Source organism: Sanguibacter sp. Z6_81 (assembly GCF_057180625.1).
Window position 1 is genome coordinate 1 of record NZ_JBXUFV010000008.1, and the last position, 26,217, is coordinate 26,217.

Sequence of the window (26,217 nt, forward strand, 5' to 3'; positions counted from 1 at the left end):
TGGTTCGCCGTCGGCGGCCCCACGATCCCCGCACCACCACTGCGATACCACGCATCGATCGCACCCACCGTGACGAACGTCGGTGCCGGTGCCGGGATCGACCCTGCCGGGTACCGCCCGAAGTTCTGGGTGGCCCACATCTTCCCGGAGCCGTCGACCACGACGCCGACGCCGAGCGCGTTGAAGTTCGCGTTGAGGATGTTGGCGCGGTGACCGGCCGAGTTCATCCAGCCGTCGAAGATCGTCTGGGTGTTGTTCGGGTATCCGCTGGCGTACGCGACGTTCTCGCCCCACGACATCCATCCGGCCGGGATCTGCGACCCGACGCTGGGGTTGTGGTAGAGCCGGTTCTCCCGGGCCATGGTCGTGGACCAGGATTCTGCGACCGTCGCGAGACCGCTGTGCGCTGCGACCGGAGCGAGCCCGTTCTGTGCCCGTGCCGCGTTCGTCAGGGCAAGGATGTCGTCCTCCGGGGCGGCGTGCGCCGCGCTCGTCGGAAGCAGCATCGCTGCCAGCAGCGTGAGCACGAGTACCAGCTTCTTCATCAAAATCCCCCTGATCGACGGCACGACGTCGTGCCGCTCCGCGTGCCCTGAACCTAGGTCGTGGCCGGGCGGGGAGTCCACTTCGTGCTGAAAGATCACCCGTCGTCCGACCCTGGCCCGCGGGAGTGCGTAACGCCCCGTTCACAGAGCAGTAGGGCCACGGAAATACCGCCTCCTTACGGTGACGAGCACGGATACAGACCTGTATACGCGGCCCTGACCTGCCGCTTCCGTCGCCCGACCACCGTGGAGCTGCTGTGTTCGATTCCCTGCTCGTCGCCAACCGTGGCGAGATCGCATGCCGCATCATCCGGACCGCGAAGCGACTCGGGCTGCGGACGGTGGCCGTGTACTCCGACGCCGACGCTGGGGCCCCCCATGTCGCCCTCGCTGACGCCGCGGTGCGTCTGGGTCCTGCCCCCGCCGGGGAGAGCTACCTGCGTGCCGACCTCGTCCTCGGGGCTGCGCTCGCCTCGGGTGCGGGCGCGATCCACCCCGGCTACGGGTTCCTCTCCGAGAACGAGTCGTTCGCGGCCGCCGTCGAGGCCGCCGGTCTCGCGTTCGTCGGCCCCCGGCCGTCCCACCTGGGCGTGTTCGGTGACAAGCACCGTGCTCGTGTCGCGGCGCAGGCCGCCGGCGTGCCGCTCGTCCCGGGCAGCGGGCTGCTCGAGGACCTTTCCGCAGCGCGCGCAGCGGCACGCGAGGTCGGGTACCCCGTCATGGTCAAGGCCGTCGCGGGCGGTGGCGGTATCGGTATGCAGGCGTGCGCCGACGAGGCCGAGCTCCTCGTCGCGTACGACCGCGTCCAGCGACTCGCGACGGCGAGCTTCGGCAGCGCCGGGGTGTTCCTCGAGCAGTTCATCACCCGGGCCCGCCACCTCGAGGTCCAGGTCTTCGGCGACGGGGAGGGCCGGGTGGTGAGCCTGGGCGACCGCGACTGCTCGCTCCAGCGCCGCAACCAGAAGGTCGTCGAGGAGGCACCGGCCCCCGGCCTCAGCGACCGCGTCCGGGCGGAGATGCAGGCGTCGGCCCGCGCCCTCACCGCGTCCGTCGGCTACCGGTCGGCCGGGACCGTCGAGTACGTCTACGACGTCGACCGTGACCAGGTCTCCTTCCTCGAGGTCAACACCCGCCTCCAGGTGGAGCACCCGGTGACGGAGGAGGTGACCGGCGTCGACCTCGTCGAGTGGATGCTCCGCCTCGCCCAGGGTGATGCGTCGTTCCTCGACGACGTTCCCGAGACCGGCCCGCAGATCCGTGGGCACGCCGTCGAGGCGCGCCTCTACGCCGAGGACCCGCACAAGGACTACCAGCCGAGCGCCGGCCTGCTCACGCACGTCGCCTTCCCCGAAGGGGTGCGCGTGGACGGCTGGGCGGAGGCCGGCCAGGAGGTCACCTCCCACTACGACCCCATGCTCGCGAAGGTCATCGTGCACGCGGACACCCGTGCCGGAGCCCTCTCCGCAGCCGGCGACGCCCTCGCGGCGACACGGATCGCGGGGGTGCAGACGAACCTCGCGCTGCTGCGGGCCGCGGTCGCCGACCCCCGGGTGGTCGCCGGTGAGGTGAGCACCTCGCTCCTCGCGGACGTCGTCGTCGAGGAACCGCGCATCGACGTCCTGCGCGGGGGTGTCATGACGACGGTCCAGGACTGGCCGGGTCGGCTCGGCCTGTGGGAGGTGGGCATCGCCCCGTCCGGCCCCATGGACGACCTGTCGTTCCGGCTCGGCAACATCGCCGTCGGGAACGCCGAGGGGACGCCCGGCCTCGAGTGCACGCTCGATGGCCCGCGCCTGCTGTTCTCCCAGGAGACGGTCGTGTGCGTCACGGGCGCAGAGACGACCGTGACCGTCGATGGTGCGCCCGTTCCCCAGTGGGAGCCGGTCACCGTCCCCGCCGGTGGCGTGCTCGACGTCGCGACCCCTGCAGGCACGGGCCTGCGCAGCTACGTGCTCGTGCGCGGAGGTCTCGACGTCCCCGAGTACCTCGGCTCGGCGTCGACCTTCTCGCTCGGGGGTTTCGGTGGCTATACCGGCCGGGCGCTGGCGGTGGGCGACGTGCTCGTCCCCGGGGACGTGACCGACCGCACGGACGAGCCCGCCCCGGTCCCCACCGCGCACCGCCCGACGATGGTCCACGACTGGGAGCTCGCTGTCCAGGAGGGCCCGCAGCCCGCGCCGTCGTACTTCACCGTGCAGGACATGGAGATGTTCTACGGGTCGGTGTGGGAGGTGCAGTCGCACGCCAACCGTACGGGTATCCGGCTCTCCGGCCCCGCGCCCCAGTGGGCGCGGCCCGATGGCGGCGAGGCCGGGCTGCACCCGTCCAACCTGCACGACAACCCCTACTCGGTCGGTGCACTCAACGTCAGCGGCGACACCCCGATCCTCCTCGGGCCCGACGGCCCCAGCCTCGGCGGCTTCGCCTGCCCCGTCACGGTCGTCGTGGGCAACCGGTGGAAGCTCGGTCAGCTGCGCCCGGGCGACACGGTGCGGCTCGTCCCCGTGCCGACGGAGAGCGCGGACCGGCTGCGCAAGAGCGTCGAGCTCCGCGCCGCTCCCGGGATGCCCGCCACGCTGACGGTGGGGCCGGACGGCGACGACGGTGTGCTCGCCCGCGTCCCCGCCGGACCGGACCGCCCTGAGGTCGCGTACCTGCGCGGTGGGGACGACAACGTCCTCGTCGAGTACGGCCCCATGACGCTCGACCTCGGCATGCGGATGCGTGTGCACGCGCTCTCCGAGGCCCTGCGGGAGCGCGGGCTCGACGGCGTCGTGGACATCACGCCGGGCGTCCGCAGCCTGCACGTGCACGTCGAGCCGGACGTCCTGTCGGTCGCGACCCTCGTCGAGGTCCTCACCGGGATCGAGGAGGAGCTGCCCGCGACGGCGGACCTCGTCGTGCCGAGCCGCCGCATCCACCTGCCGATGTCCTTCGAGGACCCGAGCATCGCGGAGGCGGTGTCCCGGTACATGGCGGGTGTCCGTGAGGAGGCGCCCTGGTTGCCGTCGAACACCGAGTTCATCCGCCGGGCGAACGGGCTCGACGACGTCGCCGGCGTCTACCGCACGCTGTTCGAGGCCGAGTACCTCGTCCTCGGTCTGGGTGACGTCTACCTCGGCGCGCCGCTCGCCGTCCCCCTGGACCCCCGCCATCGCCTGCGCACCACGAAGTACAACCCGGCCCGCACGTGGACGGCGTCCGACACCGTCGGTCTCGGTGGCTCGTACCTGTGCGTCTACGGGATGGAGTCCCCCGGCGGGTACCAGCTCGTCGGACGCACCGTGCCGATCTGGAGCGGGCACCGCCAGCGCGGGGTGTTCGAGCCGGGCAAGCCCTGGCTCCTGCGGTTCTTCGACCGGATCGTGTGGCACCCCGTGAGCGCGGAGGAGCTCCTCGAGCAACGGTCCGCGTTCGCGGCCGGTCGCCTCGAGGTGGAGGTGGAGGAGGGGCAGTTCTCCCTCGCGGAGCACCTCCTGCTCCTCGAGGAGAATGCCGCGGACATCGAGGCGTTCACGCAGCGGCAGGCCGTGGCCTTCGCGGCGGAACGGGACGCCTGGGAGGCGGCCGGAGAGTTCGCCACGGCCGAGCAGGGCGCATCGTGGGCGTCGGACGACGCCGGGGCGCTCGCGGTCGACGTGCCGGAGGGGTGCGTCGCGGTGGAGGCTCCGATGGTGGGCAGCGTATGGCGCGTGCAGGTAGCGGTCGGTGATCGCGTGACGACAGGAGATACCTTGGTCTGCTTGGAAGCGATGAAGCTCGAGCTCGCGGTCGACGCACCGGTGACGGGCCGGGTCGTCAGCGTGCTCGTCGGGAGCGGGCAACCCGTGCGCCCGGGGATGCCGCTCGCGATCGTCGAGGTCGACGCGTGAGGGCCGTCGAGCGGGTCCGGTCCGCGTACGCGCGGATCGCGGAGGTGGACCGTCCGGAGGTGTGGGTCACCCTCGTGCCGGAGGCGGACGCGATCCGCGCGGCCCACGAGGTCGACGAGCGGGTCGCGGCCGGCGAGCACCTGCCGCTCGCCGGGCTCACTCTCGCGGTCAAGGACAACGTCGACGTCGCCGGGCTCCCCACGACGGCGGCCTGCCCCTCGTTCGCGTCGACCCCCCAGGAGACGGCGCCCGCCGTCCGCGCGCTCGTCGACGCCGGGGCCGTCGTCCTCGGCAAGACGAACCTCGACCAGTTCGCCACCGGCCTCGTCGGGACACGCAGCCCCTACGGTGCGGTGCGCCATGCGACCCACCCGGACCGGGTCTCCGGTGGATCGAGCTCCGGCTCGGCGGTCGCCGTCGCCCTCGGCATCGCCGACATCGGCATCGGCACGGACACGGCCGGTTCCGGTCGGGTGCCCGCCGCGTTCCACGGCATCGTCGGGATCAAGACGACGGTCGGTCTCGTCCCGACGACCGGTGTCGTCCCCGCGTGCCGGAGCTACGACGTGCTCACGACGATGACGCAGGACCTGGACCTCGGTGTCCGCGCGACGCGGCTCATGGCGGCGGACGGCCGGCGGACGTGGCCCGCCGACGTCCGCGTCGGACTGCGCCGGGACCCGGTCGTCGTCGTCCCGCGCGACGAGGACCTCGCCCCGCTCTCGCCGACGTGGCGGGTGGCGTTCGCCGCCGCGGTCGCATCCGTCCGGGCGGCGGGTGCCCGGGTCGTCGTCGCCGACGTCTCCCCGCTGCTCGAGGCCGCGACCCTGCTGTACGACGGCGCGCTGGTCGCCGAGCGGTACGCCGCGGTCGGTGCCTTCCTCGAGGAGGGGACGGACGACGTCGACCCGGTCGTCGGAGCGATCATCCGGGGCGGCAAGGACATCCCGGCGCACGCCTACGTGGCGGACGTCGAGCGGCTCGAGCAGGCGCAGGCCGCTGCGGCCCGCATCCTCGAGGGTGCGGACCTCCTCCTGCTGCCGACGACCACCGAGCACCCGACGCTCGCGGAGGTGGCCGCCGACCCCGTGGGCATCAACCGGCGGATGGGCACGTACACGAACTTCGTCAACCTCCTCGACCTCGCTGCGCTCGCAGTCCCGGCGGGTGAGGCAGACGGGCTTCCGTTCGGGGTGACGCTGGTGTCCCGGGCGTTCGACGACCAGCTCGCGATCGACCTCGCCGCCCGGCTGACCGGCGGGCCCGGGGCGGTCGCGCCGGTCCTCGTCGAGGGAGGCGTGGATCTCGCAGTCTTCGGTGCGCACCTGCGTGGGCAGCCGCTCAACGGCCAGCTCGAGGAGCTCGGCGCCCGGTTCGTCTCCGACGTGCACACGTCCGCTGCGTACCGGCTCGTCGACCTCGGGACCACTCCCGCAAAACCTGGTCTCGTCCGGGTGGGCTCCGGTGAGGGCTCGGGGATCGCGGGTGAGCTGTGGCACCTGTCCGAGGGGGCGCTGGGCACGCTCCTCGGCGGCCTCCCGCCCCCGATGATGCTGGGACGTGTCGAGCTCGACGACGGTCGGTGGGTCGTCGGGTTCGGGTGCAGCCACGATGCCGCGGAGTCCGGTGCGGACATCACCGGTCACGGCGGGTGGGCCCGCTACCTCGCCGCTGTCTGACCCGCCGCGCCGCAGGGCGCTCTCAGGACGGTCGGCGCACGGGCTCTCCACCGGCGTGCGCCGACCGTCTCTACATGCCACAGCCGGCTCGACATGCCACAGCTGGCTCGACATGCCACTGTGGAGCCGTGTTTCTCTTCTTCGGCACCCGCCTGCGTCGTTCTGTCCGTGGGACCGGTGCGTTCCGGTGCCCCTTCTGCCTCGAGGTGCGCGGGTACGAGCTCGTCGGGTCGCGCACATGGATCCACGTGTTCTGGATCCCGATCATCCCGCTGGGCAGCACGCGCGAGAGCGTGCGGTGCACCGTGTGCGGGGGCGAGTGGGCGCCGGCGGTGCTCGCCGGCAACGACCTCGGCTGACCCGGTCCCGGGCGCCTGTTCGCGCGCGCTGGGCCACGGCGTACCGCGTCCGCTCCGAGCGTGCACCGCTCCCGGTCAGAGAGTGAAGTTCGCCGACGCGCTCGTCTCGGCGTCGTCATAGGTCGTGGCCGTGCGGGCCAGCGCCGCGGTGATGGCGTCGAGGCCGGACTCGACCTGCACCTGGGTCACCTGCCACTGACCGACCACGCCGGAGAACGCGAGCGCCGCCGATCCCGTCCACGTGTTCTGCAGGTCCTGCAGGTGGCGCATCATCGCGGCCACCTCGGTCCTGATCGACGTCACGGACACGCTCACCGTCGCGCTCGCGCTGCTGACCTGGGTGACATCGACACCGAACTTGCTCATGGCTGACTCCTCTGGATCCGGCACCTCCGCGGGGACGCGGCGGTAGGGGCAGGACGCTACGGATCTCGTCGAGGGAGAGCGTCGCCGAGGGTGGCAGATGTGGACGCAGAGCGCTGTGTGGTGCCTGTGCGTCAGATCTCGACGCGTTCGTCCGCCGGGGGGCTGTCATCGAGCGTCCGGAGCTCGCGTTGAAGCCGAGCAGCTTCTGCCGTGAGGTTCTGCCGCGCTGGTTCCTCCCAGGGGGCGGCCATGGGGCTCGTGTACAGAGAGGGCCGGGCGAGGAGCTTGGTGAGGATCCGGTGCCGAGCCTCGAGGTAGTGCCGCACCGGGATGTGCGCGTACTCCTTGCGCACGTCCGTGAGGTACGCCTTGTAACGCTGGGGCTCGGTGGCGAGGATGGCCATGTCTGCGTCGCACAGCACCGCACAGTCGGAGTCGTGCGGCAAGGCCTTGTGCCGGGCCAGAGCTGTGACGAGCTGCCCGACGCGCTCGGCCGTACGTCCCGGGACGCCCAGGGCGGTCAGGTCGACGCGGGCGAGCGCGGCGCTGGCCACCTCGTCCTCGCCACCCTGCGTGGCGTAGGCCGCTGCTGACGCAGCACTGAAGATCGCCCCGTGGTACCAGGCAGCGAGCCGGACGACGTCGGGCTGGTGCGTCTCCTCCGCGAGCTCGTCGACCCGGCTGAGCACGTCCGCGAGGTGGCGCACCGAGTGGTAGACGCGTCCGGGCTCGCTCCACCGGTCGAGGAGGGCGTTGCCGGCTGCGCGGAGCGTGCTGGGGTCAGCCGTCGCGCCGACCGCTTCGCAGCTGCGGATCCAGGAGGACAGGAGCCACTGGGGGGCGTCCGCACTATCGGGCATGGGAAGGGGTCCTTCGACGGGGTGGCGGCTGCGAGCCTCTGCTCGACTCACGGTCGCGCGTACGGGGGACTGTACGCCGACGATGGACGGGATGTCAGGAGCGTCCGTCCGCGGATGGCTGGCTACGCTGCTGGCAACGCTACCCGGACGGTGAGACCGCCCCCCGGGGTCTCCCGGATCGACGCCCGCCCGCCGAGGGTCCCGGTGATCGCGGCGACGATCGCGAGCCCGAGGCCTGACCCCCCGGAGGTCCTGTTGCGTGAGGAGTCCACGCGGAAGAACCGTTCGAAGACGCGTTCAGCGTGCTCCGGCGGGATCCCCGGTCCATGGTCGCGCACCTCGACGACGCCGAAGCGCACGCCGTCGTCGTCCTCGTACCCGAGGGCGACCTCGACCGGTGAGCCCGGGGGCGTGTGCCGCGCGGCGTTGCCGACGAGGTTGGCGAGGACCTGGCGTATCCGGTCGTCGTCACCGACGACGACGACCGCGCCCGTGGACCCGTCTTCCGCGAGCGGGACCAGCCGGACGGTGCGTGTGGGGTCGAGGGCGTGCAGGTCGCTCATGGCATCCGCCGCGAGGACCGTGAGGTCGACCGGCTCGCGCTCGATGACCCGGCCCTCGTCGAGGCGCGCGAGGTGCAGCAGGTCCTCGACGAGCGAGCCCATCCGGGTAGCGGACTCCTCGATGCGGCGCATCGTGTCCGAGATCGCCTCGGGCGTCGTGAGCGCACCCATCCGGTACAGCTCGCCGTAGCCGCGGATCGCTGCGAGCGGCGTGCGCAGCTCGTGGCTCGCGTCCGAGACGAACCGGCGCATCCGGATCTCGGACGCCTCCCGTGAGGCGAACGCCTGCTCGATCTGGGAGAGCATGGCGTTGAGGGAGTGGGCGAGGCTGCCGACCTCGGTCGTCAGGGGTGCCTGGGGGATGCGGCGGCTGAGGTCCCCGTCGGCGATGGCGGCCGCGGTGCGCTCGATGACGCCCAGCGAGCGGAGCGAGCGACGGACCGCGACATACCCGACGACCGCGCCGATCGCGGTGATGACGAGAGCGCTGACGATGAGGAGTCGTTGGATCTGTGCTGTCGTCTCGTGGACACCGTGGAGGGGCAGCGCGACGTACACGATGCCGATCGGTTCCGAGCGGTTGTGGCCGATGAGCGCGAGCACGCGCCACTCGGACCGTTGGGCGATTCCCGTGCCGTAGAGGTCCACGGCACCCACCGTGAAGGGTTCCGAGGGGAGGGTCTCCTTGGTGAACGTGTACGCGGTGAGCTTGGGGATCCCGTACTGGCGTGCGGTGGGCTTCTGGAAGTGCAGCTCGGGAACGCCGTCATCGTCGCGGAACAGCACGATGTAGTAGTCGCTCGGCAGGGTCTGCGCCGAGGGATCGTCGTCCTGCGTCGCCCCCAGCGCCTGGTCGGCGAACTGCACCGCGGTGCTGTTGAGCTGGTCGTCGACCTCCTGGACGAGGAACTGCGACAGGAGCATGTTCGTCAGCACGACGGAGCTCCCGAGGCCCGCGAGCAGGACGAACGTGACGATCGCGACCAGCCTGATGCGCAGTGGCGAGCGCGCCCAGAACGCCCTGATGGGGCCGACGTGCGTCCCCCCGGTCTCGTCCGTCCAGGAGTCGGGGAGCGCCGGCTCTGGCGGTGCTGCTCCGGTCTCGTCGGTCGAGGGGTCGGGGAGCGCCGGCTCTGGCGGTGCGGGGGGCGGGGGGACGGGGGGTGCCGTCATGCAGGTTTCTTCGACGGCAGCCGCAGCAGGTACCCCACGCCGCGCTTCGTGGCGATGAGGGGGTCGGGCTGTGTCCCGTCGGGCAGCGGCACGTTGTCGATCTTGCGGCGCAGGTAGGAGATGTAGGACTCGACGATGTTCGCGTCGCCGCCCCAGTCGTACTGCCACACGTGGTCGAGGATCTGTGCCTTGGACAGCACGCGTCCGGGGTTGAGCATGAGGTAGCGCAGGAGCTTGAACTCAGTGGGGGAGAGGTCGATGGTGCGTCCGGCGCGCCGCACCTCGTGCGAGTCCTCGTCGAGCTCGAGGTCCGCGAAGCGCAGGACGGAGTCGTCGAGCTCGACAGGGTGGGTGCGCCGGAGCACCGCGCGGATGCGGGCGACCACTTCCTCGAGGCTGAAGGGTTTGGTCACGTAGTCGTCGCCGCCGACGGTGAGGCCGGTGATCTTGTCCTGGGTGTCGTCCCGCGCGGTGAGGAACAGGATCGGGACGTGTTGGCCCTTCTCCCTCATGCGCCGCGTCACGGTGAAGCCGTCCATGTCCGGGAGCATGACGTCGAGCACGACGAGGTCGGGCTCGGTGTCCTGGATGAGTGTGAGCGCAGACAGCCCGTCCTCTGCCGCGAACACCTCGAAACCGGCGAACCGCAGGGACGTCGCGAGCAGCTCCCGGATGTTCGGCTCGTCGTCGACCACCACCAGGCGGGCTTCGGGTTGCGTCATGGTCCCAGTGTGCGACGCGTGTCTGGGAGCCGCCTGTGCAGCGGCGGGACGCGAGCGGCGCGCCGGCGGGCCCGAGCGCATCGCTATTGTGTATGGCCGAATAGCAGGTATAGGCTCGGTCCATGCCTCGACGACCACGTCCTTCCGTCGACCCGCCGGGCGCGCCCCTGGGCGAGGGCGCGCCCCGGCGCGATCCCCAGCTGCTCAAGGGTGTCCTTCCGATGCTCGTCCTCGCGCTGCTCGAGGAGCGGGAGTCCTATGGTTACGAGCTCGTCCTCCGCCTCCAGGACCGAGGACTGACGGACATCGTCACCGGCACGGTGTATCCGGTGCTGGCCCGCCTCGAGCGGGAGGGCGCAGTCGTCTCGCGGCTGGAGCCGTCGCCGTCGGGCCCTGCCCGCAAGTACTACCTCCCGAGCGACACCGGACGCGCGGACCTCGCCCGGGCGGTCTCTGCGTGGCACGCCCTCGTCGACGTCGTCGAGGGCACCGTGGGCACCGCCCAGCCGGACCGTGGTGGTGCTGCCGGTCCGTCCCGCACGCCGCTACCCATGACGACAGACCAGGAGCCGACATGACCACCGCGACGAGCACCTCCCTCAGCGACCGGCTCCGCAGGGAGGTGTACCTCCTGCGCCTCAGCTGGTTCGTCCAGGACCTCCGGCGACGCGACCGCCGCTCGATCTACGCGGACCTGCGCGGCTCGCTCGACGACGCGTCCGCACGGGGAGGGATGGCCGCGGCGATCCGCGACCTCGGGCCGGCGAGCGCCCTCGGCGGCGGGTACCGGGACGCGCGGGACCGCCGGCTGCCGCACTGGATGAGCGGCGTGACCGCGTTCGCCGTGGTCCTCTACGCCTACATGCTCGCCATGATGAGCTATATGTCCGGTGCCGTGGCTGTCGCCGAGCGCACCGCCCCTGGCGAGCGCACGACGTTCGCGGGACGGTGGATGGCCACGGACGTCGAGGTCGTGTCCGGCCCGGACATGCTCTCCTTCGCCCAGGACGTCGAGGCGACGATCCTCGTGGTGCTCTTCCTGGTGTTCTTCGGCTTCGCGCGCGGCTGGCGGCTGTGGACCGGCCACCGCCCGCCGGGCGCGTGAGCTCGGCGGGCGGTGCCCGGTCCGCGACAGCGATCAGATGTAGCGCAGCGGGTTGAAGTCCTCGATGGGGATGATGCGCACGCGCGGCAACGGGGTCGTGAACGCTCCCACGCGCTCCTCGAGGTCGTAGAACTGCAGTCCCCGGGAGCTCAGCTCCCCGAGCCGCGAGTTGACGAACTCCCGGAAGCACAGCAGGCCGACCTTCCGGTCGCCGTCGAGCAGCTGCTCGACCTGCGGCAGGAAGTCGCCGTCGTGGCTCGCGAGGAGCACGTCCCCGTCGACGTCGGCGATCGCCTCGAGGGTCCGCTGGATACCGATGTCCACGACCTTCTCGTGGCTGGCCCCGGCGAGGGGGATCGGTCGGTACCCCATGGCGAGCAGCGCCTGGACGAACGGCATCGGCATCTGGCCCGACGACGCGTTGAGGAAGAACAGCGGCGTGACCTGCTGACCCCACAGGGTCTGGGCGAACTCGGCGATGCGGTCCCAGCGGGGACGCTCCTCCGGGTTCGGCCGGTGGCCCAGGACGTTCATGCCGAGGGTTGCGTCGATGTTCTCGCCGTCGACGAGCAGGTACGTGGGACGCGCGGGGCGCAGATCAGTGCCGGACATGGGTCAACTGTAGAGCCGATCCGTGCTCAGAACCGGCCGCCCCCACCGCGCCGTCCCCGGCGGCTGGAGGAGCGGGTGCTGCTGCGACGGCTCCTCGAACCTGACGACCGTCGGCTCGACGACGAGCGTCTCCTGGACGACGAGCGTCGGCTCGACGAGCGCGAGCTCCCGCCCCAGCCTCCGCTCGACCCGTTGTCGCCGCTGGTGAGCAGCCACGAGAAGAACGAGCCGCCGGTCTCCTGCTCCGGGTGAGCAGGGACGGACCCCGGCCTGGGCCGGTCGACCTGCTGGTTGACGAGGTTGCGACCGTCGAGGACGGACTGCTCCGCCTCGCGAGCGGCACCGAGGGCCCGCTCGGGGTCGGTGGGCAGCAGGACGTTCGCGAGCGTGAGTGCACTGCGCGCCGCTGCGAGCCGGGCACGCGGTGCCTCGGAGACCGAGAGGCGGTGACGTTGGATGACGGCGTCGAGACGGCCCACGGCCTCGGTCGCCCGGTGGATCGCCTGGGAGGCCAGCTCCGCCGCGCGTCGACGCACGACATCCGTGGCGCGGAACGGGGCGAGCGCCTCGTCGAGGGCGCCCTCGCGGGCAGCGAGGTCGTCCAGCGTGGCGAGCGGATCACCTGCGGTCGACAGTGCGGACGCGGCGATCGCGCCCCGGGCGGCGTCCGCGGCCCCGGTGACCGCGGCGTCCTGCGGCGCGAGCCGCGCGGCGTCGGCGAGGTCGCTCTCCAGCGAACGGAGTGCGGCAGCGATGCGTTCTGCCGACGCCGCGAGGTCAGCTCCGGCCTCGTGCACCTCGTCCAGCAGCCGGGACGCATGGGCGATGGCTTCCTGCGCGACGCGGTACCGGGCCACCGCGCCTCGCCGTGAGCCCCCGGTGACGAGGCTCTGCCCGACGGCGACGGTCGGCGCCACGGTGTCGAGCAGCGCGACAGCCTGGGGGATCTTCTGCTCCGTGGTCTCCAGCGCAGGGGCCGGGTGCAGGATGCGCAGCTGGGTGAGGATGTCGGTCGCTGGCCCGACGCGCGACCGCACCTCCTCCGCACGCTCCAGGAGCTCGGGGAGGAGCAGGTGGACACGGTCCAGGAGCCCTCGCAGGTCGGTGAAGGCGGCGGTCTGTGCGTCGAGCAGGTCGTCGACGTCCTCGCACAGCTCGATGATCGACGCGTTCGTCGCCCGGTCGCTGCTCTGCCCGGCGACAGCCGTGGTGCCGCTGCGCAGCTCGAAGGCGCGGTCGAGCTGGGCGCGCGCCGACTCGAGCGTCCGGGCGAAGGGGTCCGTCGCCTGGTGCCCGAACTCGGCGCGCGCGAACTCGAGCTCCTGTGCGGAGGACCGCACCGCGTCGTCGAGCTCGACGAGCATCGCCGCGGCCCGCTGACGCAGCGCCTCGTCGGACTCCGTCGGCTGCTGTGGGGCGGACGGGACGGATGGTCCGAGCGCCCCCTGCCGCCGACGCTCGTCCGCCGACCGGCGGCGACGGGACCTGAGGGCACCGCCACCGACGACGAGGATCACCAGCGCAGCGAGCCACAGCCATGGGCTCGACCACACCGATCCGGTCATCATGTCCTCGTAGCCGTCCGCGGCTGCGAGCGCCGCGCCTGCCCAGTCGTCGGCCCGCAGGTTCGGTTCGATCCTGTCGGTCCGCACGGCTGCGAGCTGGCTGTCGGAGTACGGGGCGTCGTCGGCTACCGACACGCCGTAGCGGCGGTCGTCGGTGGCGACGGCGAGCAGGATGTCCTCGTCGCGCAGGTCGGACTCCTCCGCCGTGCGGATCGCCCACGTCTCGCCGTCGACGCCGTCGAAGCTCTCGACGAGCACGACGTAGAGGTTCGCTCCGGTGGCGTCCTCGAGCTCGGCGAGGCGGTCCCGGACCTCGCCGGTCCGCGTCCCGAGCGCACCGGCGGGGTCGGTGATGGTGCTGGACACCGGTGCGGGTGGCTCCAGCGGGCGCGGAGCCGCTCCGAGGAGCAGGGCGGTGGCGGCGGCCACCGCCGCGAGCGCTCGAACGGTCTGCACGTCGGTCCCCTGTCACGATCGTCACGGGCGGAGCAGCGCTGCGTCCGCCTTCGTCGCTGAGGGTAGTGGACCGGACCCTGCCGGCACGACGGGCGGGTGCGACCTCCAGGAGGACGCACCCTGCCCGGGCATGGGGTGGTGGTGCCGCTCGGTGGTCAGGCGGGTGTCACCGGCGTCGCCGAGATCTGCGGGGCAGCAGCGGTGCTGCCCTGCTTGAGCGCCGCGAGACGCGCCTCGATCTCGATCTGGGCGTCGGACGCCTCGAGCTCTTCGAACTGGGCGTCGAGCGACGACGCGGCGACCTCGGCCTGTCCGAGCGCCCGGGCCTCCTCCCGGCGCACCTTCTCCTCGAAGCGGGAGATCTCGCTCGTCGGGTCGAGCACGTTGATGGAGTTCAGCGCGCCCTGCACCTGCTGCTGCGCCTGAGCGGTCTTCGACCGCGCGACGAGTGTGTCCCGACGGGACTTCAGCTGGGCGAGCTTCTCCTTCATCTGCATGAGGCCGGTCTTGAGCTTGTCGACCGTCTCGCGCTGCGAGGTGATGAACGGTTCCGCCTGGCGGACCTCGGCCTCGGCGTCGATCTGGCGCTGGAGCGCGATCTTCGCGAGGTTGTCGAACTTGTTCGCGTCGCTGATGTTGCCCGCTGCCCGGTACTGGTCGGCACGCTGCGACGCGGCCACGGCCTTGCCGCCCCACTCCTGCACGGCAGCGACGTCCTCGTTGTAGTCCTGCTCAGCCATCCGCAGGTTGCCGATGGTCAGCGCGACGGCTTCCTCGGCCTCGGCGATGTTGTTGGTGTAGTCCCGCACCAGCTGGTCCAGCATCTTCTGCGGGTCCTCGGCGTTGTCGAGCAGCGCGTTGATGTTCGCCTTGGCGAGCTGTGCGACGCGTCCGATGATCGACTGCTTCTGTGCCATGAGTCGTGCCCTTCTGTTGATGACTGATGTGAACCGGCTGCAGCGCGTGGTGGTGCTAGAACCGTCCTCCGCGGCTCCCGGACCGGCGGCCGCCCCCGCCCCCGCTGCGACCTCCGCCGCCGAAGCCGCCGCCGCGGCTGCCCGACCGGCGGCCGCCGCCGCCGCCGAATCCACCTCCGCTGAAGCCGCCGCCACCGAACCCGCCGCCGCTGCGAAGGATGGAGTCGATGAGTATCCCGCCGAGCACCATCCCGCCGACGGACGACCCGCCGGAACCGGGGCCGCCGCCGTATCCGCCGCGTCGCTGGTTCTCCCAGCGTTCGACGTCGGCCTGGGCGAGCTGCTGCGCCGAGCCGACCATCTGCTCGGCCCGGCGCGTGAGGTCGAGCGCGCCGACGGGGTCCGTCCCCTCGGTCGCCCGCGCGTCCTGTGCGAGCCGGCCGGCCTCGGACAACCGGGTCCGTGCCTCCGGTCCGACCGCGCCCTTGCGGGTGGCGACGAAGTCCTCGACGGCGCGGATGTGCGACTCGACCTGGCCGAGCGACTGCCGCAGGAGAGCAGCGGCACGCGCCTGCTGCTCGGCGACCTGCCGCGACGGCGCGAGCGCCACGTCGAGGGCGGCCTCCGCGTCGGCGAGGGAGCGGATCGCAGCAAGAGGGTCTCCGCCGTCGCGCGCGCTGCGGGCATCGGTGACGACGCGACGCGCGGTCGTGGCGGCTGCGGTCACCGCAGGGTCCTGTGGTGCGAGCCGGCCCGCGTCGGCGAGGTCCGCCTCGATCGATGCGAGGGCGGCGTCGAGCGTCGCTCCTGCGCGGGCGAGGTCGTCGCCCGCGCTGCGCACGGCGTCGAGAAGCGTCGTGGCCTGCGCGAGGGCCTGGGTCGCGGCGCGCGAGTGCGCGACGGCGGCTGCCCGGTCTCCCTCGTCGACCTTGCCGCGTCCGGCGGCGAGCGCGTCGTCGGCGGCGTCGAGCAGCTGCGCTGCCTGGTCGGGGTTCGCGGCGATCGACGCGAGCGCGGTCTGCGGGTAGGTGATCGCGAGCGTCCTCAGTGCGGCGCGCGCCGGTTCGATGCGCGACCGCAGGGCCGTGACGCGCTCCGCGGTCTCGGCCAGCGCCTGCGGCACGCCCGCCTGGAGGTTGCGCAGGTCGTCGAACTGCTTCGAGTCCGCCGCGAGCGCGTCGGACACCTGCTCGCACAGGTCGATGATCTCGGCCATCATCTGCCGTGCCTGCGGCTCGGCCTCGGGCGTGGTGTCGTCGAGCTGCTGGCGCAGCATGAACGCGCGCATGACGCGGGTCTTGGACTCCGCGAGCGTCGCGGCGAACGCGTCCGTGGCCTCGTTGCCGAACTGCGCCTGCGCGAACCCGAGCTCCTGCTCGGCGGTGCGGAGCTCGTCGTCGATGGCGACGAGAGCGCTGCTCGCGCGCTGGTTGAGCTCGGCCGTCGGCACCGTGGGGGCGCCGCCCGGCGCGGCCGTGCCGCGCCTGCGGCTCGAACGCCAGGCGACGAACAGGACGAGGAGGATGACGACGAGCCCGGCGACGAGCAGCACGGTGAGGATGCTCGTGCCCTCCTCGTCCCCGCTCCCGCTGGATCCGGCGGTCACCCCGCGCAGGCCGTCCGCTGCGGCGATCGCCGCTCCGTCCCAGTCCCCGGCGCGCAGCGCGTCCTCGGTGGCGGCTGCGGCGGATGCGTAGACCTCGTCGCTGACCGGTGCGTCCGGCGAGACGTCGAGCGTGTACTGGTTCTGGTCGACGGCGACGGCGAGGATGGCGTCCTCGTTGCCCATCCCGGAGAGCTCGGCCGTCTGGGCCGTCCACTCCTCCCGGTCGGCGCCGGTGAACTCGTCGACGAACACGACGAAGAGCTGCATGTCCGTCTCGTCGCGCAGGCGGTCGAGGTGGGCCTGGATCTCGGCAGTGTCGCTCAGCACCCCGGCCTCGTCGGTGATGTCGTCCGGGAGGTTGAACGGATCGGTCGCGTACGCGGCCGTCGACGGGAGGAAGACCGCGGCGAGCAGGAGGGCGAGCGTGCACACCACCGCCCCAGCGGTGCGTCTGATCTGCGACGACGGCGAGACGTACGGGCGGGAGTCCACCCTGCGATCTTCGACCACGGGGCGTGGGGGCGCAACGCGCCGACTCTCGTCCGCGCTGGACGACCGTGCGGTACGGGAGGTGTCGCCCGCCGTCGGTCCGGCCTCCGCGGGCACCGGCGTCGCGGCATCCTGTCCGTCAGTCGGTCAGCTCCTGCGCCGCCTGGTCGAGGTCCTCGGCGTCGATGATCCGGTAGGCGTACCCCTGCTCGGCGAGGAACCGTTGGCGGTGCGCGGCGAACTCCTGGTCGACGGTGTCGCGGGCGACCACGGCGTAGAAGTGCGCGGTGCGCCCGTCGGCCTTCGGCCGCATGACGCGCCCGAGCCGCTGCGCCTCCTCCTGACGGGACCCGAACGACCCGGACACCTGGATGGCGACCGAGGCCTCCGGGAGGTCGATCGAGAAGTTCGCGACCTTGCTCACGACGAGCTTCGTGATCTCACCCGTGCGGAAGGCGTCGAACAGGCGCTGGCGCTCCTTGACCGACGTCGCGCCGGTGATGACCGGCGCGCCCAGGTGCTCGCCGAGCTCCTCGAGCTGGTCGAGGTACTGCCCGATGACGAGCGTCGGGTCGCCCTCGTGCCGTGCGACGAGCTGCGCGACGATGTCGTTCTTGCCGGGCGCGCACGCGGCGAGCCGGTACTTGTCCTCGGGCTCCGCCGTCGCATAGAGCATGCGGTCGCGCTCGGGGAGGGTCAGGCGCACCTCGACGCAGTCCGCGGGCGCGATGTAGCCCTGCGCCTCGATGTCCTTCCACGGGGCGTCGTAGCGCTTGGGACCGATGAGGGAGAAGACCTCGTCCTCCCGGCCGTCCTCGCGGACGAGCGTGGCGGTCAGGCCCAGACGTCGGCGCGCCTGGAGGTCCGCCGTCATGCGGAAGATCGGCGCGGGCAGCAGGTGCACTTCGTCGTACACGACGAGGCCCCAGTCGCGGGCGTCGAGCAGCTCGAGGTGCGTGTAGACACCCTTCCTCTTCGTCGTGAGCACCTGGTACGTCGCGATCGTCACGGGGCGCACCTCCTTGCGTGCGCCCGAGTACTCGCCGATCTCGTCGTCGGTGAGCGTCGTGCGGCGCAGCAGCTCGTCGCGCCACTGGCGCGCGCTCACCGTGTTGGTGACGAGGATGAGCGTCGTCGTGCCGGAGCGCGCCATGGCGCCGGCACCGACGATGGTCTTGCCCGCACCGCAGGGCAGCACGACGACGCCGCTGCCGCCGTGCCAGAACCCGTCGATCGCATGCTGCTGGTAGGGCCGCATCTCCCAGGGCTGGTCGCCCTTGGCGGGGTCGGTGGGCGAGAGGGAGATGGGGTGCTTCTCGCCGTCGACGTACCCGGCGAGGTCCTCCGCGGGCCAGCCGAGCTTGAGCAGCACCTGCTTGAGGTGCCCCCGCTCCGAGGGGTGCACGACGACGGTGTCGTCGTCGATCCGCTCCCCGAGGAGCCCGGCCGTGCGGCGGGACTTCATCACCTCGGCGAGCACCGCCCGGTCGGTGGCCTGCAGCACGAGTCCGTGCACCGGGTGCTGCGCGAGCTGGAGCCGCCCGTACCGGGACATCGTCTCGGCGACGTCGACGAGCAGCGCGTGCGGGACGGCGTACCGGCTGTAGTCGAGCAGCACGCCGACGACCTGCTCGGCGTCGTGCCCGGCGGCGCGGGCGTTCCACAGGCCCAGCGGGGTGAGGCGGTACGTGTGCATGTGCTCCGGCGCGCGCTCGAGCTCGGCGAACGGCGCGATCGCGCGTCGTGCGGCGTCGGCCCGCGGGTGCCCGACCTCGAGCAGGAGGGACTTGTCGCTCTGGACGATCAACGGTCCGTCTGTCATGCGGTGCTGTGCTCCCCGGTAGGTGGTGGGTGGAGCGGGCCGGACCCGCGGCTCGCTGCGCCCGGTGCTGGGTTCATGGGGTGATGTACTCGACGCTGATGATGCGGTGGACGGCGACGGTCAGCTCGGACTCCCGGGCGACGTCGAGGGCACGCAGCCGCCCGGCGTCGAGCCGCGTGGGTCGGACCCGGCGGCGTTGGTGCTCCCCGTGCGGGCCGGTCATGTCGAGCCACACCTCACGGCCGTCGGCGACCGCCTCCCGCAGGGTGCCCAACGCCACGGCGGGTTCACTTGTTCCACCGGCTGCCGTGGAGGGACGGGTGCTGTCGCGGTGCCGGTAGTCGGCGGCCGTCCGTCGCCCGCTCCCGGACGCCCGGGAGGGCGACGCGTCGTCGATGTCCGCGACCTGGGGGGCGACCTCCTGCGCGGGCGGGGTCTGAGCGCGCAGCAGCCCGACGAGCGCGACGAGGCGCGCCGTCGGGTCGGGGCTGTCGTTCGGGGCGTGCGTGCCGTGGCGGGCGGTGGACGGCAGCGCGGGGCGCGGTCCGGGACCACGACGGCGTCTGCCCCCGGCGGCGCGGATCCGCGGTGTGCGCCGGTCCGCGAGAACAACCTGCCCGTCCGGGCCCTCTGTCGCAGGCGCCGTGCCCCGTTCACGGAGCGCGGCGAGCAGCTGGCCGATCGGGGCGGAGGAGGCGAGCACGGTCGGTGCGAGGGCGAACAGTCCGAGCGGGCGCAGTGCTGGGTCGTCGACCATCCCGGCGAGCATGCTGGGATCCTCGACGCGGACATAGCTCGCCGCGGCTCCGATCCGCACTTGCCCGTGCCGGCGTGCCGTGTCTCGCACGAGGTACTCGAGCGGCTGCGGCACGGGCGTGCGGGAGTGCGCGGTGAGCTCGGCGAGGAGCTCGGACCCCGTGCGTCCGGTGTCGAGCGCGCGGGTCACCGACCGGTCCGTGAAGCGCACGGTGAGCGCCGAGCCGCGCGACTCGACCTCTGCGCAGTCCCCGAGGAGGGCCTCCAGCGCGGGCGACGGGCGCCCGGGCACGATCCCCGTGAGGTCGCCCTGGAGGAGCATCTCGTCGACGGCCGGTGGCAGCACGGCGCCCAGCGTCTCGGCGAGCTCGAGCACCGCGGCGTCGTCAGGGACGGTCTGCCGCGGGACCCGCGTGAGCACGACGCCGGGCGGTGCGAGCGCACCGGCTCCGACGATCCCCAGGGTCTGCGCCTCGTTCAGCAGTGCCGCGACGGCCTCGACGGGCGGGACGGACCGTGGACTGCGCCACCGGAGCACGGCGAGCACCTCGCGCGCGTCCATGGAGGTGAGGGGAGCGGTGGCCAGGACGTCCAGGATCTCCCCGCGCAGCCGGGGCACCCAGGCGCGGTGGAGCTCTGGCTCGAGAGCGCTGTGCAGCAGCCCGCGCTCGTCGCGGACGCCGACGAGCCAGGGCGCACGCGCGCTGGCGAACCAGGCGGCCACGAGTGCGGCCCACCGGGCGGGGAGATCGGCCTCGAGCCAGTCGTCGGCGTGCACGGTGGGAGCGAAGGCTGTGGGATCGTCGCCGTCCTCGGCGACGATCCCGGTCATGAGAGCAAGCTCGGCGACGAGGGCCGCGTCGGGTTCCGTCACCTCGAGCTGGGCTGCCAACCGGCGCAGCTCACGGACGGGCAGACCCCCGGACTTCAGCGCCGTGGGCGGTGCCGCCTGCCAGGCGTTGACGAGCTCGGCGACGCGCCGCACCGTCTCCTGTGCCGCCCGGGACGACTCCGCTGCGACGGTCTCCGGTGTGCGGGACGTGCGCCGGGTCTCCGGGCCCGGCTCGGGGGGGTGGAGCAGTCCCTGGTGCGTCCGGCCACCGCGCAGCGCCATCGCGACGCGTCGCGGCAGCACGACGTGCTGGGAGTCGGCCTGCTTGACGAACCCGTGGCTGATGAGCCACTTCGTGGCCGCTGCAGCGGGACCGCCCGCCACGGCGGTCATCCGTCCCACGGGCGGACCCCACGTGAGGGCGGCGAGGATGTTGCGGGCGCCGGGTGGCGCCTCGTCGAGGAGGCGCAGGTCCGGATCCGGGTCGTGGGTCCGCCCGAGCGGTCCGAGCCCTGCCGGGTGGGGGTCCTGCATCTCGTCGAGGCCGGGGGCGGAGCGCAGGACCCCGGGGGCCGGCGCCCAGACGAGCGCCATCTCCTCGAGCGTGGCGAGGATCGACGAGACGGCGTCGCGGTCAGCCTGGTCGGACGGCCCGACCGTCGCATCGTCCACGGGACCGACGACCGCGGTCACGACGCGATCCTCGGTGATCGTGTCCTCGAGCCCGTCGAGGACGGTGACCGCCTCGAGGACCTGGAGGTGGGCCGCGTCGAGGGTGCCCGTCGCGCGCTGCAGGCTCGCTCGGCTCGTGGCGCGGGCAGCGAGCGACAGGAGCGTGGCCGGCGAGGGGGACGCGAGGTCGGGGCGGTGCCGGAGCAGGGCGACGAGCTGCTCGTCGCTGCGAGCGCGCATCGAGTCGCTGAACGTGGCCATCCGCCCGATTTTACGTCGGGCTCCGCGTCCCAGCGGCTGGACCAGGGGTGAGACCGCCGTAACCTGCCGCGCCCGGAGGTGAAGTTCACCCTCGAGGAGCAGCGTTAGGTGCTGGGAGGCAGAACGCGGATACTGGGTGGGTATCGCTACCGTGCCGCCGGATGCTCTTGCACGTCCGCGCCCGGTATCCTGAGCGGTCACATCCCGACGAGCTCCACGAGGTTCCAGGTGCCCACCGGCAAGGTCAAGTTCTTCGATGCCGAACGCGGTTTCGGTTTCATCGCCAGCGAAGACGGCGAGCAGGTGTTCCTGCACGCCTCGTCGCTGCCCGAGGGATCGGCCGCCCCGAAGCCCGGAGCTCGCGTCGAGTACGGCGTGGCCGACGGCCGCAAGGGCCCCCAGGCGCTGTCCGTGAAGTTCCTCGACCCGCTCCCGTCCGTCGCCAAGGCGCAGCGCAAGTCTGCCGACGACATGGCGGTGATCGTCGAGGACGTCATCAAGCTGCTCGACGGCGTGGGCAACTCCCTGCGCCGCGGGCGCTACCCGGAGAAAGCCGCAGCGGCCAAGGTGGCCACGGTGCTGCGCGCGATCGCGGACGACATCGAGGCCTGAGGACCAATGCCACCAGCAGCAACAGCCACATCTCCCGCGCCGCGGCAGCGGGTCTCGCGCCCGAAGCCCGACGCGGTGCTCATCGCTGCTGTCGAGGTTGCCCGCTCCGCAGCACAGGAGGTCGCCGAGCAGGCCGGTGACGTCGGGGACCACCTCGGTGCCTCGACGGACGGGGACCGCCTGGCCTCGCACCGGTTCGCGTGCACCATGCGCGGCTACCGGGGCTGGCACTGGACGGTCACGGTCGCACGCGCGCCGCGCAGCAAGCTCGTGACCGTGTGCGAGGTCGAGCTCCTTCCCGGGGACGACGCGATCCTCGCGCCCGAGTGGTTGCCCTGGTCCGAGCGGTTGCGTCCGGGCGACATCGGGCCGGGTGACGTCCTGCCGTTCCGCGCCGACGACCCACGGCTGGTCCCGGGCTACACGCCGACGGGGGACCCGGAGGTCGACAGCGTCGCGATCGAGGAGCTCGCGCTCGCTCGTGCCCGTGTCCTCTCGCCCGAGGGCCGGGACGAGGCAGCGCAGCGGTGGTACGACGGTCTCCGGGGGCCGACGGCACCTGGCGCGATCCACTCGGCTGCCGGCTGCGGTTCGTGCGGCTTCCTCGTGCCGCTGCAAGGCGCTCTCGGCCAGGTGTTCGGTGTGTGTGCCAACGCGTGGTCGGAGGATGACGGCAAGGTCGTCTCGCTCGACCACGGCTGCGGTGCCCACTCGGAGACCGACGTCGCGGCACACCCGACGGACTGGCCGGCGCCGGACCCGGCGATCGACGAGATGGAGCTCGAGGTCGTCGCGGTGACCCGGACGACTCCAGACGGCTCGACGCAGGACGTCTCGGCGGGCCCAGAAGCCTCGGCGCAGGAGCCTCCGGCGAGCCCGGAGACCTCCACGGACGCCGCCCCGGCGCCGCCCGAGGCCGACGTGCTTCCCGCCGGGCACGAGTCGGAGCCGGCACCCGAGCAGTGAGCTCCGCCGCGGGCGGCGCCGACGTCAGTGACGTTGATCCGTGGGGGACGGCGGCCCTGCGGGCGGCGGTCCTCGCCGCGTGGGCGGCGTCGCCGGCGCGCTTCCGGGAGGACGCGAACACCGAGGAGGACCACGCCCGCGGGTACTACCGGGATCGCGTCGTCGTCGAGCTCGCGCAGAACGCCGCGGACGCCGCGACCCGCTCCGGGGTGCCGGGCCGGTTGGTCCTCCACCTCGCCGACGTGGGCGACCGGGTCACCCTGACGGCGTCGAACACCGGGGCCGCGCTCGACGCCGAGGGCGTCGCGTCGCTCGCAGCGATGCGGGCGTCGGCCAAGCGCGCGGACGAACGGGCCGGGCTCGTGGGCCGGTTCGGCGTGGGCTTCGCCGCGGTGCGATCGGTCTCCGACGACGTCACCGTCACGTCGGGACCGGCTGCCGTCCGTTTCTCCGTCGACGGCACGCGCCGCGACCTTGCCGGGCGTGCGACCTCCGCGGAGCTCGCCGCGGAGGTCGCGGCGCGCGGCGACTGGCTCCCGGCGCTGCGCCTGCCGTACGCCGTCGAGCCGCTCCCCGTACCCCCAGGTTTCACGACGTCGGTGCGGCTCGTCCTGCGGGACGCCGAGGCGGCTGACAGCATCCGCGCACAGCTCGACGCCGTCGGGGACGCGCTCCTGCTCGCACTGCCTGGTCTCGAGGAGATCCGCGTCGAGGGGCCGGAGGGAGCCGGACGCACGGTGCGGGGGGTCGCCGACCGCTGGTGGTCGGTCACCCGGTCGGGCCATGTCCCTGCCGGTCTGCTCGCGACGCGGCCGGTCGAGGAACGGGGGTCGTCGCTCTGGTCGGTCACCTGGGCCGTGCCCCGCACGGGGGACGCGTCCGCTGCCGTTGCCGGGCTGCCTGGGCACGAGCCCGACCGTCCGGTGGACGTGGTGCACGCGCCCACCCCCACCGACGAGCCGCTCACCCTCGGCGCCCTGCTCGTCGCCTCGTTCCCGCTCGACCCCTCGCGACGACGGGTCGCCCCCGGCCCGATAGCGGACCTCGTCGCGGAGGCCGCCGGTGGGGCGCTCGCAGATCTCGCTCGGATGGTGCCCGAACCGTTGAGCCTCGTCCCCACGGGCCTGCCTGCGGGGAGGATTGACGCGGCGGTCCGGGACGCTGCCCTGCGTGCGCTGCGGGATGCCCCGGTGGTCGGCGGCCGACGCGCGGACGAGTGCGTGATGCTCGACGTCGAGGCCAGCGGTGCACTCGTCGACGCGCTCGCGCCGACAGGACTCGGCGTGGTGGGTGTCCCGCGCCGGCATCGTGCTGCTGCCCGGGTGCTCGGCGTCGAGGTCCGCAGCCTGGGCGACGTCGTCGACTCGCTTCCGGCCGGGCTGGCGCCAGCCCAGTGGGCCGGTGTCTACGCAGCCCTGGCGGAGTACGCGCAGGACCCCACGGTGCGCGAGCCGCTCGCGGGGGTGCTCGTCCCGCTCGCCGGGGGTGGCGTGACGCGAGGTCCCCGCGGCCTTGTCGTCGGTCGTGGCGCCGCGGGCACCTTCGAGGCTCTGGGGGTGCGGGTGGTCCACCCGGAAGGAGCCCACCCCCTCCTGCTCTCACTGGGTGCGATCGGGGCGGACGACCCGGCCGTGCTCGCTCTTCCCGGCGTCGAGGCCCGGGTGCTCGGCGTCTCGGACGACCTGGTGGGCGCGGAGGTGGTGGCGGCAGAGGGGTGGCCCGAGGCGATCGGTGCGGTCCTCGCCCTCGTCGCGGAGGTCGCCGGAGCCGGCGGGGAGGACGGCCCGGCCGACGACGAGCGTGCGGCGCCGACGGGCCGGTACCCGGCGTGGCTCTCGGAGCTCCCCCTTCCCAGCGAGGACGGCACGTGGGAGCGGGCGGCCGAGCTGGCAGCACCGGGCTCCTGGGCTGCGGACCACCTGGATCTCGCGGCGGTCGGCCTCCCCGACGGGTGGGACCAACCGCATCCCGTGGTGCTCCGAGCCCTCGGTGTGCGCCACCGTCTTGTCGTGCGCACCATCGAGCACGTCACGGGGAGCGAACCCGGCACCTCCGAGGGTCTCTCGTGGGGCCTGCCGGGCTGGCCCGAGTACGACGCGTACCTCACAGCTCTGCTGGGCGACGGACAGCACGTCGGGGAGCTGGGGGTGGTCGAGGACCTCGACGTCGTGCTGGACGACTCGTGGGGCGCGGTCGTCGACCTGCTGGCGACGGACGTGGCCGGACGCCGGGCGCTCCTCGCACCCGTGAGAGCTCCGTCGTCGCCGTCTCCCCGGACGGCCGCGGAGCGGGCGGGGGCTCCAGGGGGCGGCCCGGGAGCTGTCGGCTACGCCGCCTGGTACCTGCGGGATGTCCTGGGCGCACCCTTCCTCGCGCCAGCAGGCGCTGGCGCCGGGCTCGACGTCGCTCTTCGCCGCGCTCCGCGGGAGGTGGAGCACCTGACAGACCCGCACGTCATCGGCGCGGTGGGCGGCGTGACGACCGCGGCGGAGCTGCAGTCCGTCCTGGGCGTCCCCGATGCTGGGGTCTGGGAGACGTTCCTCGCCGGACTCCCGAGCGTGGGCACGACGGTCCCGATCCCGGTGGCCCGGGCCGTGTGGGCAGGGCTGAGCAGCGCGTGTCTCGCAGGACTGGACGTCGATCCGCTGCCCGCCCGGGTGGTCGCGCTGCACGGGGGGAGCGCCACGGTGGTCGACGTCGGCACCGGCGCGTCTGTGCAGGTGACAGCCGAGCCGGCCTGGGCCCAGGTGCGCGCGGTGGTCCCGACGCCGAGCGAGGAGGCCGCCGACGCGGTGGCCGAGGTCCTCGATCTTGACGTGGTGCACGCCGCCGACGCCGTCCTCGTGGCCGAGCCCGCGCAGGGGCGGGTGCACGACCTCCCTGTCGACCTGCGGTCGGCAGTGGCCGGCCTGCCCGCGTCGTGGACGGAGCACGAGCGGCTGCTCGCCGATGGCGTCGAGGTGTCGTGGTGGGTGGGACCCGACGGGCGCGTGCTCGCCGCGTCCGGCACGCAGGTGCTCCGGTCGGCGGCTCGCGGTTGCGCGCAGGCGGCCGGGAGGTGGTCGGACCGGCACACCCTCGAGCTCGCGTTCCGCGACCCGGGTGCGGCCGCCGACCTCGTTGCGCAGGCGGCCTGGGACGCTCACGAGGTGACGCCGTAGCGCTCCAGGGTCCCCGTGACCGCCGTCACGGGAGGCAGATTTGCCGTGGGCGTTCATGTCGACGTAATGTTCTGGACGTCAGCCCGACTGGGAGGAACAGACACCACTGCGAAGCTCGTGAGAGCCGGCGAAGTGGCTGGTCCCGGGGTTGGTACCCACATGTTGATGGTGCGCGCGGACCTGGTTCGCGGGTGTTGTAGTGTGGGGTTCTGGTTCGAACTGGTGTTCGGTCGCTCGGTGAGCGGG

The 26,217-nt window shown here is 72.8% G+C and carries 20 protein-coding genes; 9 read left to right on the plus strand and 11 right to left on the minus strand.

Going from position 1 to position 26,217, the window contains the following annotated elements:
- Positions 1-545 (minus strand): CAP domain-containing protein (locus AC2AXK_RS14410; RefSeq protein ID WP_484346091.1); only part of this gene is annotated, 545 nt, incomplete at its 3' end.
- Positions 546-802: 257 nt separating this feature from the next.
- On the opposite strand from AC2AXK_RS14410, the gene uca reads away from it, so the two are divergent.
- The 3 genes from uca (at position 803) to AC2AXK_RS14425 (ending at position 6,455) form a co-directional block, all read left to right on the plus strand.
- A complete protein-coding gene (uca, locus tag AC2AXK_RS14415; RefSeq protein WP_484346092.1) occupies positions 803-4,417 on the plus strand; it encodes an urea carboxylase in 3,615 nt (1,204 codons plus the stop codon).
- Positions 4,414-6,096 (plus strand): allophanate hydrolase, encoded by a 1,683-nt coding sequence (atzF, locus tag AC2AXK_RS14420; RefSeq protein WP_484346093.1) that lies wholly within the window; start codon positions 4,414-4,416, stop codon positions 6,094-6,096. Before uca ends, atzF begins: the two co-directional genes overlap by 4 nt.
- 128 nt (positions 6,097-6,224) lie before the next feature.
- The gene (locus AC2AXK_RS14425; protein WP_484346094.1) at positions 6,225-6,455 is read left to right on the plus strand and encodes a zinc ribbon domain-containing protein; all 231 of its coding nucleotides are present in this window, start codon (positions 6,225-6,227) and stop codon (positions 6,453-6,455) included.
- 75 nt (positions 6,456-6,530) lie between these two features.
- Here AC2AXK_RS14425 and AC2AXK_RS14430 read toward each other — a convergent pair whose 3' ends face one another.
- The 4 genes from AC2AXK_RS14430 to AC2AXK_RS14445 all read right to left on the minus strand — a co-directional run bounded on the left by AC2AXK_RS14430 (position 6,531) and on the right by AC2AXK_RS14445 (position 10,139).
- Positions 6,531-6,821 (minus strand): WXG100 family type VII secretion target, encoded by a 291-nt coding sequence (locus AC2AXK_RS14430; RefSeq protein ID WP_484346095.1) that lies wholly within the window; start codon positions 6,819-6,821, stop codon positions 6,531-6,533.
- Between the two features lie 131 nt (positions 6,822-6,952).
- Positions 6,953-7,681: an HD domain-containing protein gene (locus AC2AXK_RS14435; protein ID WP_484346096.1), complete on the minus strand. Its 729-nt coding sequence runs from the start codon at positions 7,679-7,681 to the stop codon at positions 6,953-6,955.
- Positions 7,682-7,803: 122 nt separating this feature from the next.
- Complete coding sequence (locus AC2AXK_RS14440) at positions 7,804-9,417, minus strand: sensor histidine kinase (protein ID WP_484346097.1); 1,614 nt, start codon at positions 9,415-9,417, stop codon at positions 7,804-7,806.
- Positions 9,414-10,139 (minus strand): response regulator transcription factor, encoded by a 726-nt coding sequence (locus AC2AXK_RS14445; RefSeq protein WP_484346098.1) that lies wholly within the window; start codon positions 10,137-10,139, stop codon positions 9,414-9,416. The genes AC2AXK_RS14440 and AC2AXK_RS14445 overlap by 4 nt, the downstream gene beginning before the upstream one ends.
- Before the next feature lie 122 nt (positions 10,140-10,261).
- On the opposite strand from AC2AXK_RS14445, the gene AC2AXK_RS14450 reads away from it, so the two are divergent.
- Together AC2AXK_RS14450 and AC2AXK_RS14455 are read left to right on the plus strand one after the other, a co-directional pair.
- Entirely contained in the window at positions 10,262-10,717 is a 456-nt protein-coding gene (locus tag AC2AXK_RS14450; protein ID WP_484346099.1) for a PadR family transcriptional regulator, read from the plus strand.
- On the plus strand, positions 10,714-11,244 hold the full coding sequence (locus AC2AXK_RS14455) for a hypothetical protein (RefSeq protein WP_484346100.1): 531 nt from the start codon (positions 10,714-10,716) through the stop codon (positions 11,242-11,244). The genes AC2AXK_RS14450 and AC2AXK_RS14455 overlap by 4 nt, the downstream gene beginning before the upstream one ends.
- Positions 11,245-11,277: 33 nt before the next feature.
- Here AC2AXK_RS14455 and AC2AXK_RS14460 read toward each other — a convergent pair whose 3' ends face one another.
- The 6 genes from AC2AXK_RS14460 to AC2AXK_RS14485 form a co-directional block, all read right to left on the minus strand.
- Complete coding sequence (locus AC2AXK_RS14460) at positions 11,278-11,856, minus strand: NYN domain-containing protein (RefSeq protein ID WP_484346101.1); 579 nt, start codon at positions 11,854-11,856, stop codon at positions 11,278-11,280.
- Positions 11,857-11,882: 26 nt separating this feature from the next.
- Positions 11,883-13,877 (minus strand): TPM domain-containing protein, encoded by a 1,995-nt coding sequence (locus tag AC2AXK_RS14465; RefSeq protein WP_484346102.1) that lies wholly within the window; start codon positions 13,875-13,877, stop codon positions 11,883-11,885.
- A gap of 155 nt (positions 13,878-14,032) precedes the next feature.
- Complete coding sequence (locus tag AC2AXK_RS14470) at positions 14,033-14,794, minus strand: PspA/IM30 family protein (RefSeq protein WP_484346103.1); 762 nt, start codon at positions 14,792-14,794, stop codon at positions 14,033-14,035.
- Positions 14,795-14,849: 55 nt separating this feature from the next.
- Complete coding sequence (locus AC2AXK_RS14475; RefSeq protein WP_484346104.1) at positions 14,850-16,892, minus strand: TPM domain-containing protein; 2,043 nt, start codon at positions 16,890-16,892, stop codon at positions 14,850-14,852.
- Between the two features lie 136 nt (positions 16,893-17,028).
- Positions 17,029-18,711, minus strand: coding sequence for a DNA repair helicase XPB (locus AC2AXK_RS14480; protein ID WP_484346105.1), 1,683 nt, complete (start codon positions 18,709-18,711; stop codon positions 17,029-17,031).
- 73 nt (positions 18,712-18,784) lie between these two features.
- Positions 18,785-21,232: a helicase-associated domain-containing protein gene (locus tag AC2AXK_RS14485; protein ID WP_484346106.1), complete on the minus strand. Its 2,448-nt coding sequence runs from the start codon at positions 21,230-21,232 to the stop codon at positions 18,785-18,787.
- A 228-nt stretch (positions 21,233-21,460) separates the two neighbouring features.
- On the opposite strand from AC2AXK_RS14485, the gene AC2AXK_RS14490 reads away from it, so the two are divergent.
- The 4 genes from AC2AXK_RS14490 to AC2AXK_RS14505 form a co-directional block, all read left to right on the plus strand.
- Entirely contained in the window at positions 21,461-21,844 is a 384-nt protein-coding gene (locus AC2AXK_RS14490) for a cold-shock protein (RefSeq protein WP_484346107.1), read from the plus strand.
- A 6-nt stretch (positions 21,845-21,850) separates the two neighbouring features.
- Entirely contained in the window at positions 21,851-22,810 is a 960-nt protein-coding gene (locus tag AC2AXK_RS14495; protein ID WP_484346108.1) for a DUF3027 domain-containing protein, read from the plus strand.
- The gene (locus AC2AXK_RS14500; RefSeq protein WP_484346109.1) at positions 22,807-25,971 is read left to right on the plus strand and encodes a sacsin N-terminal ATP-binding-like domain-containing protein; all 3,165 of its coding nucleotides are present in this window, start codon (positions 22,807-22,809) and stop codon (positions 25,969-25,971) included. Before AC2AXK_RS14495 ends, AC2AXK_RS14500 begins: the two co-directional genes overlap by 4 nt.
- A gap of 15 nt (positions 25,972-25,986) precedes the next feature.
- Positions 25,987-26,217 (plus strand): hypothetical protein (locus tag AC2AXK_RS14505; protein ID WP_484346110.1); only part of this gene is annotated, 231 nt, incomplete at its 3' end.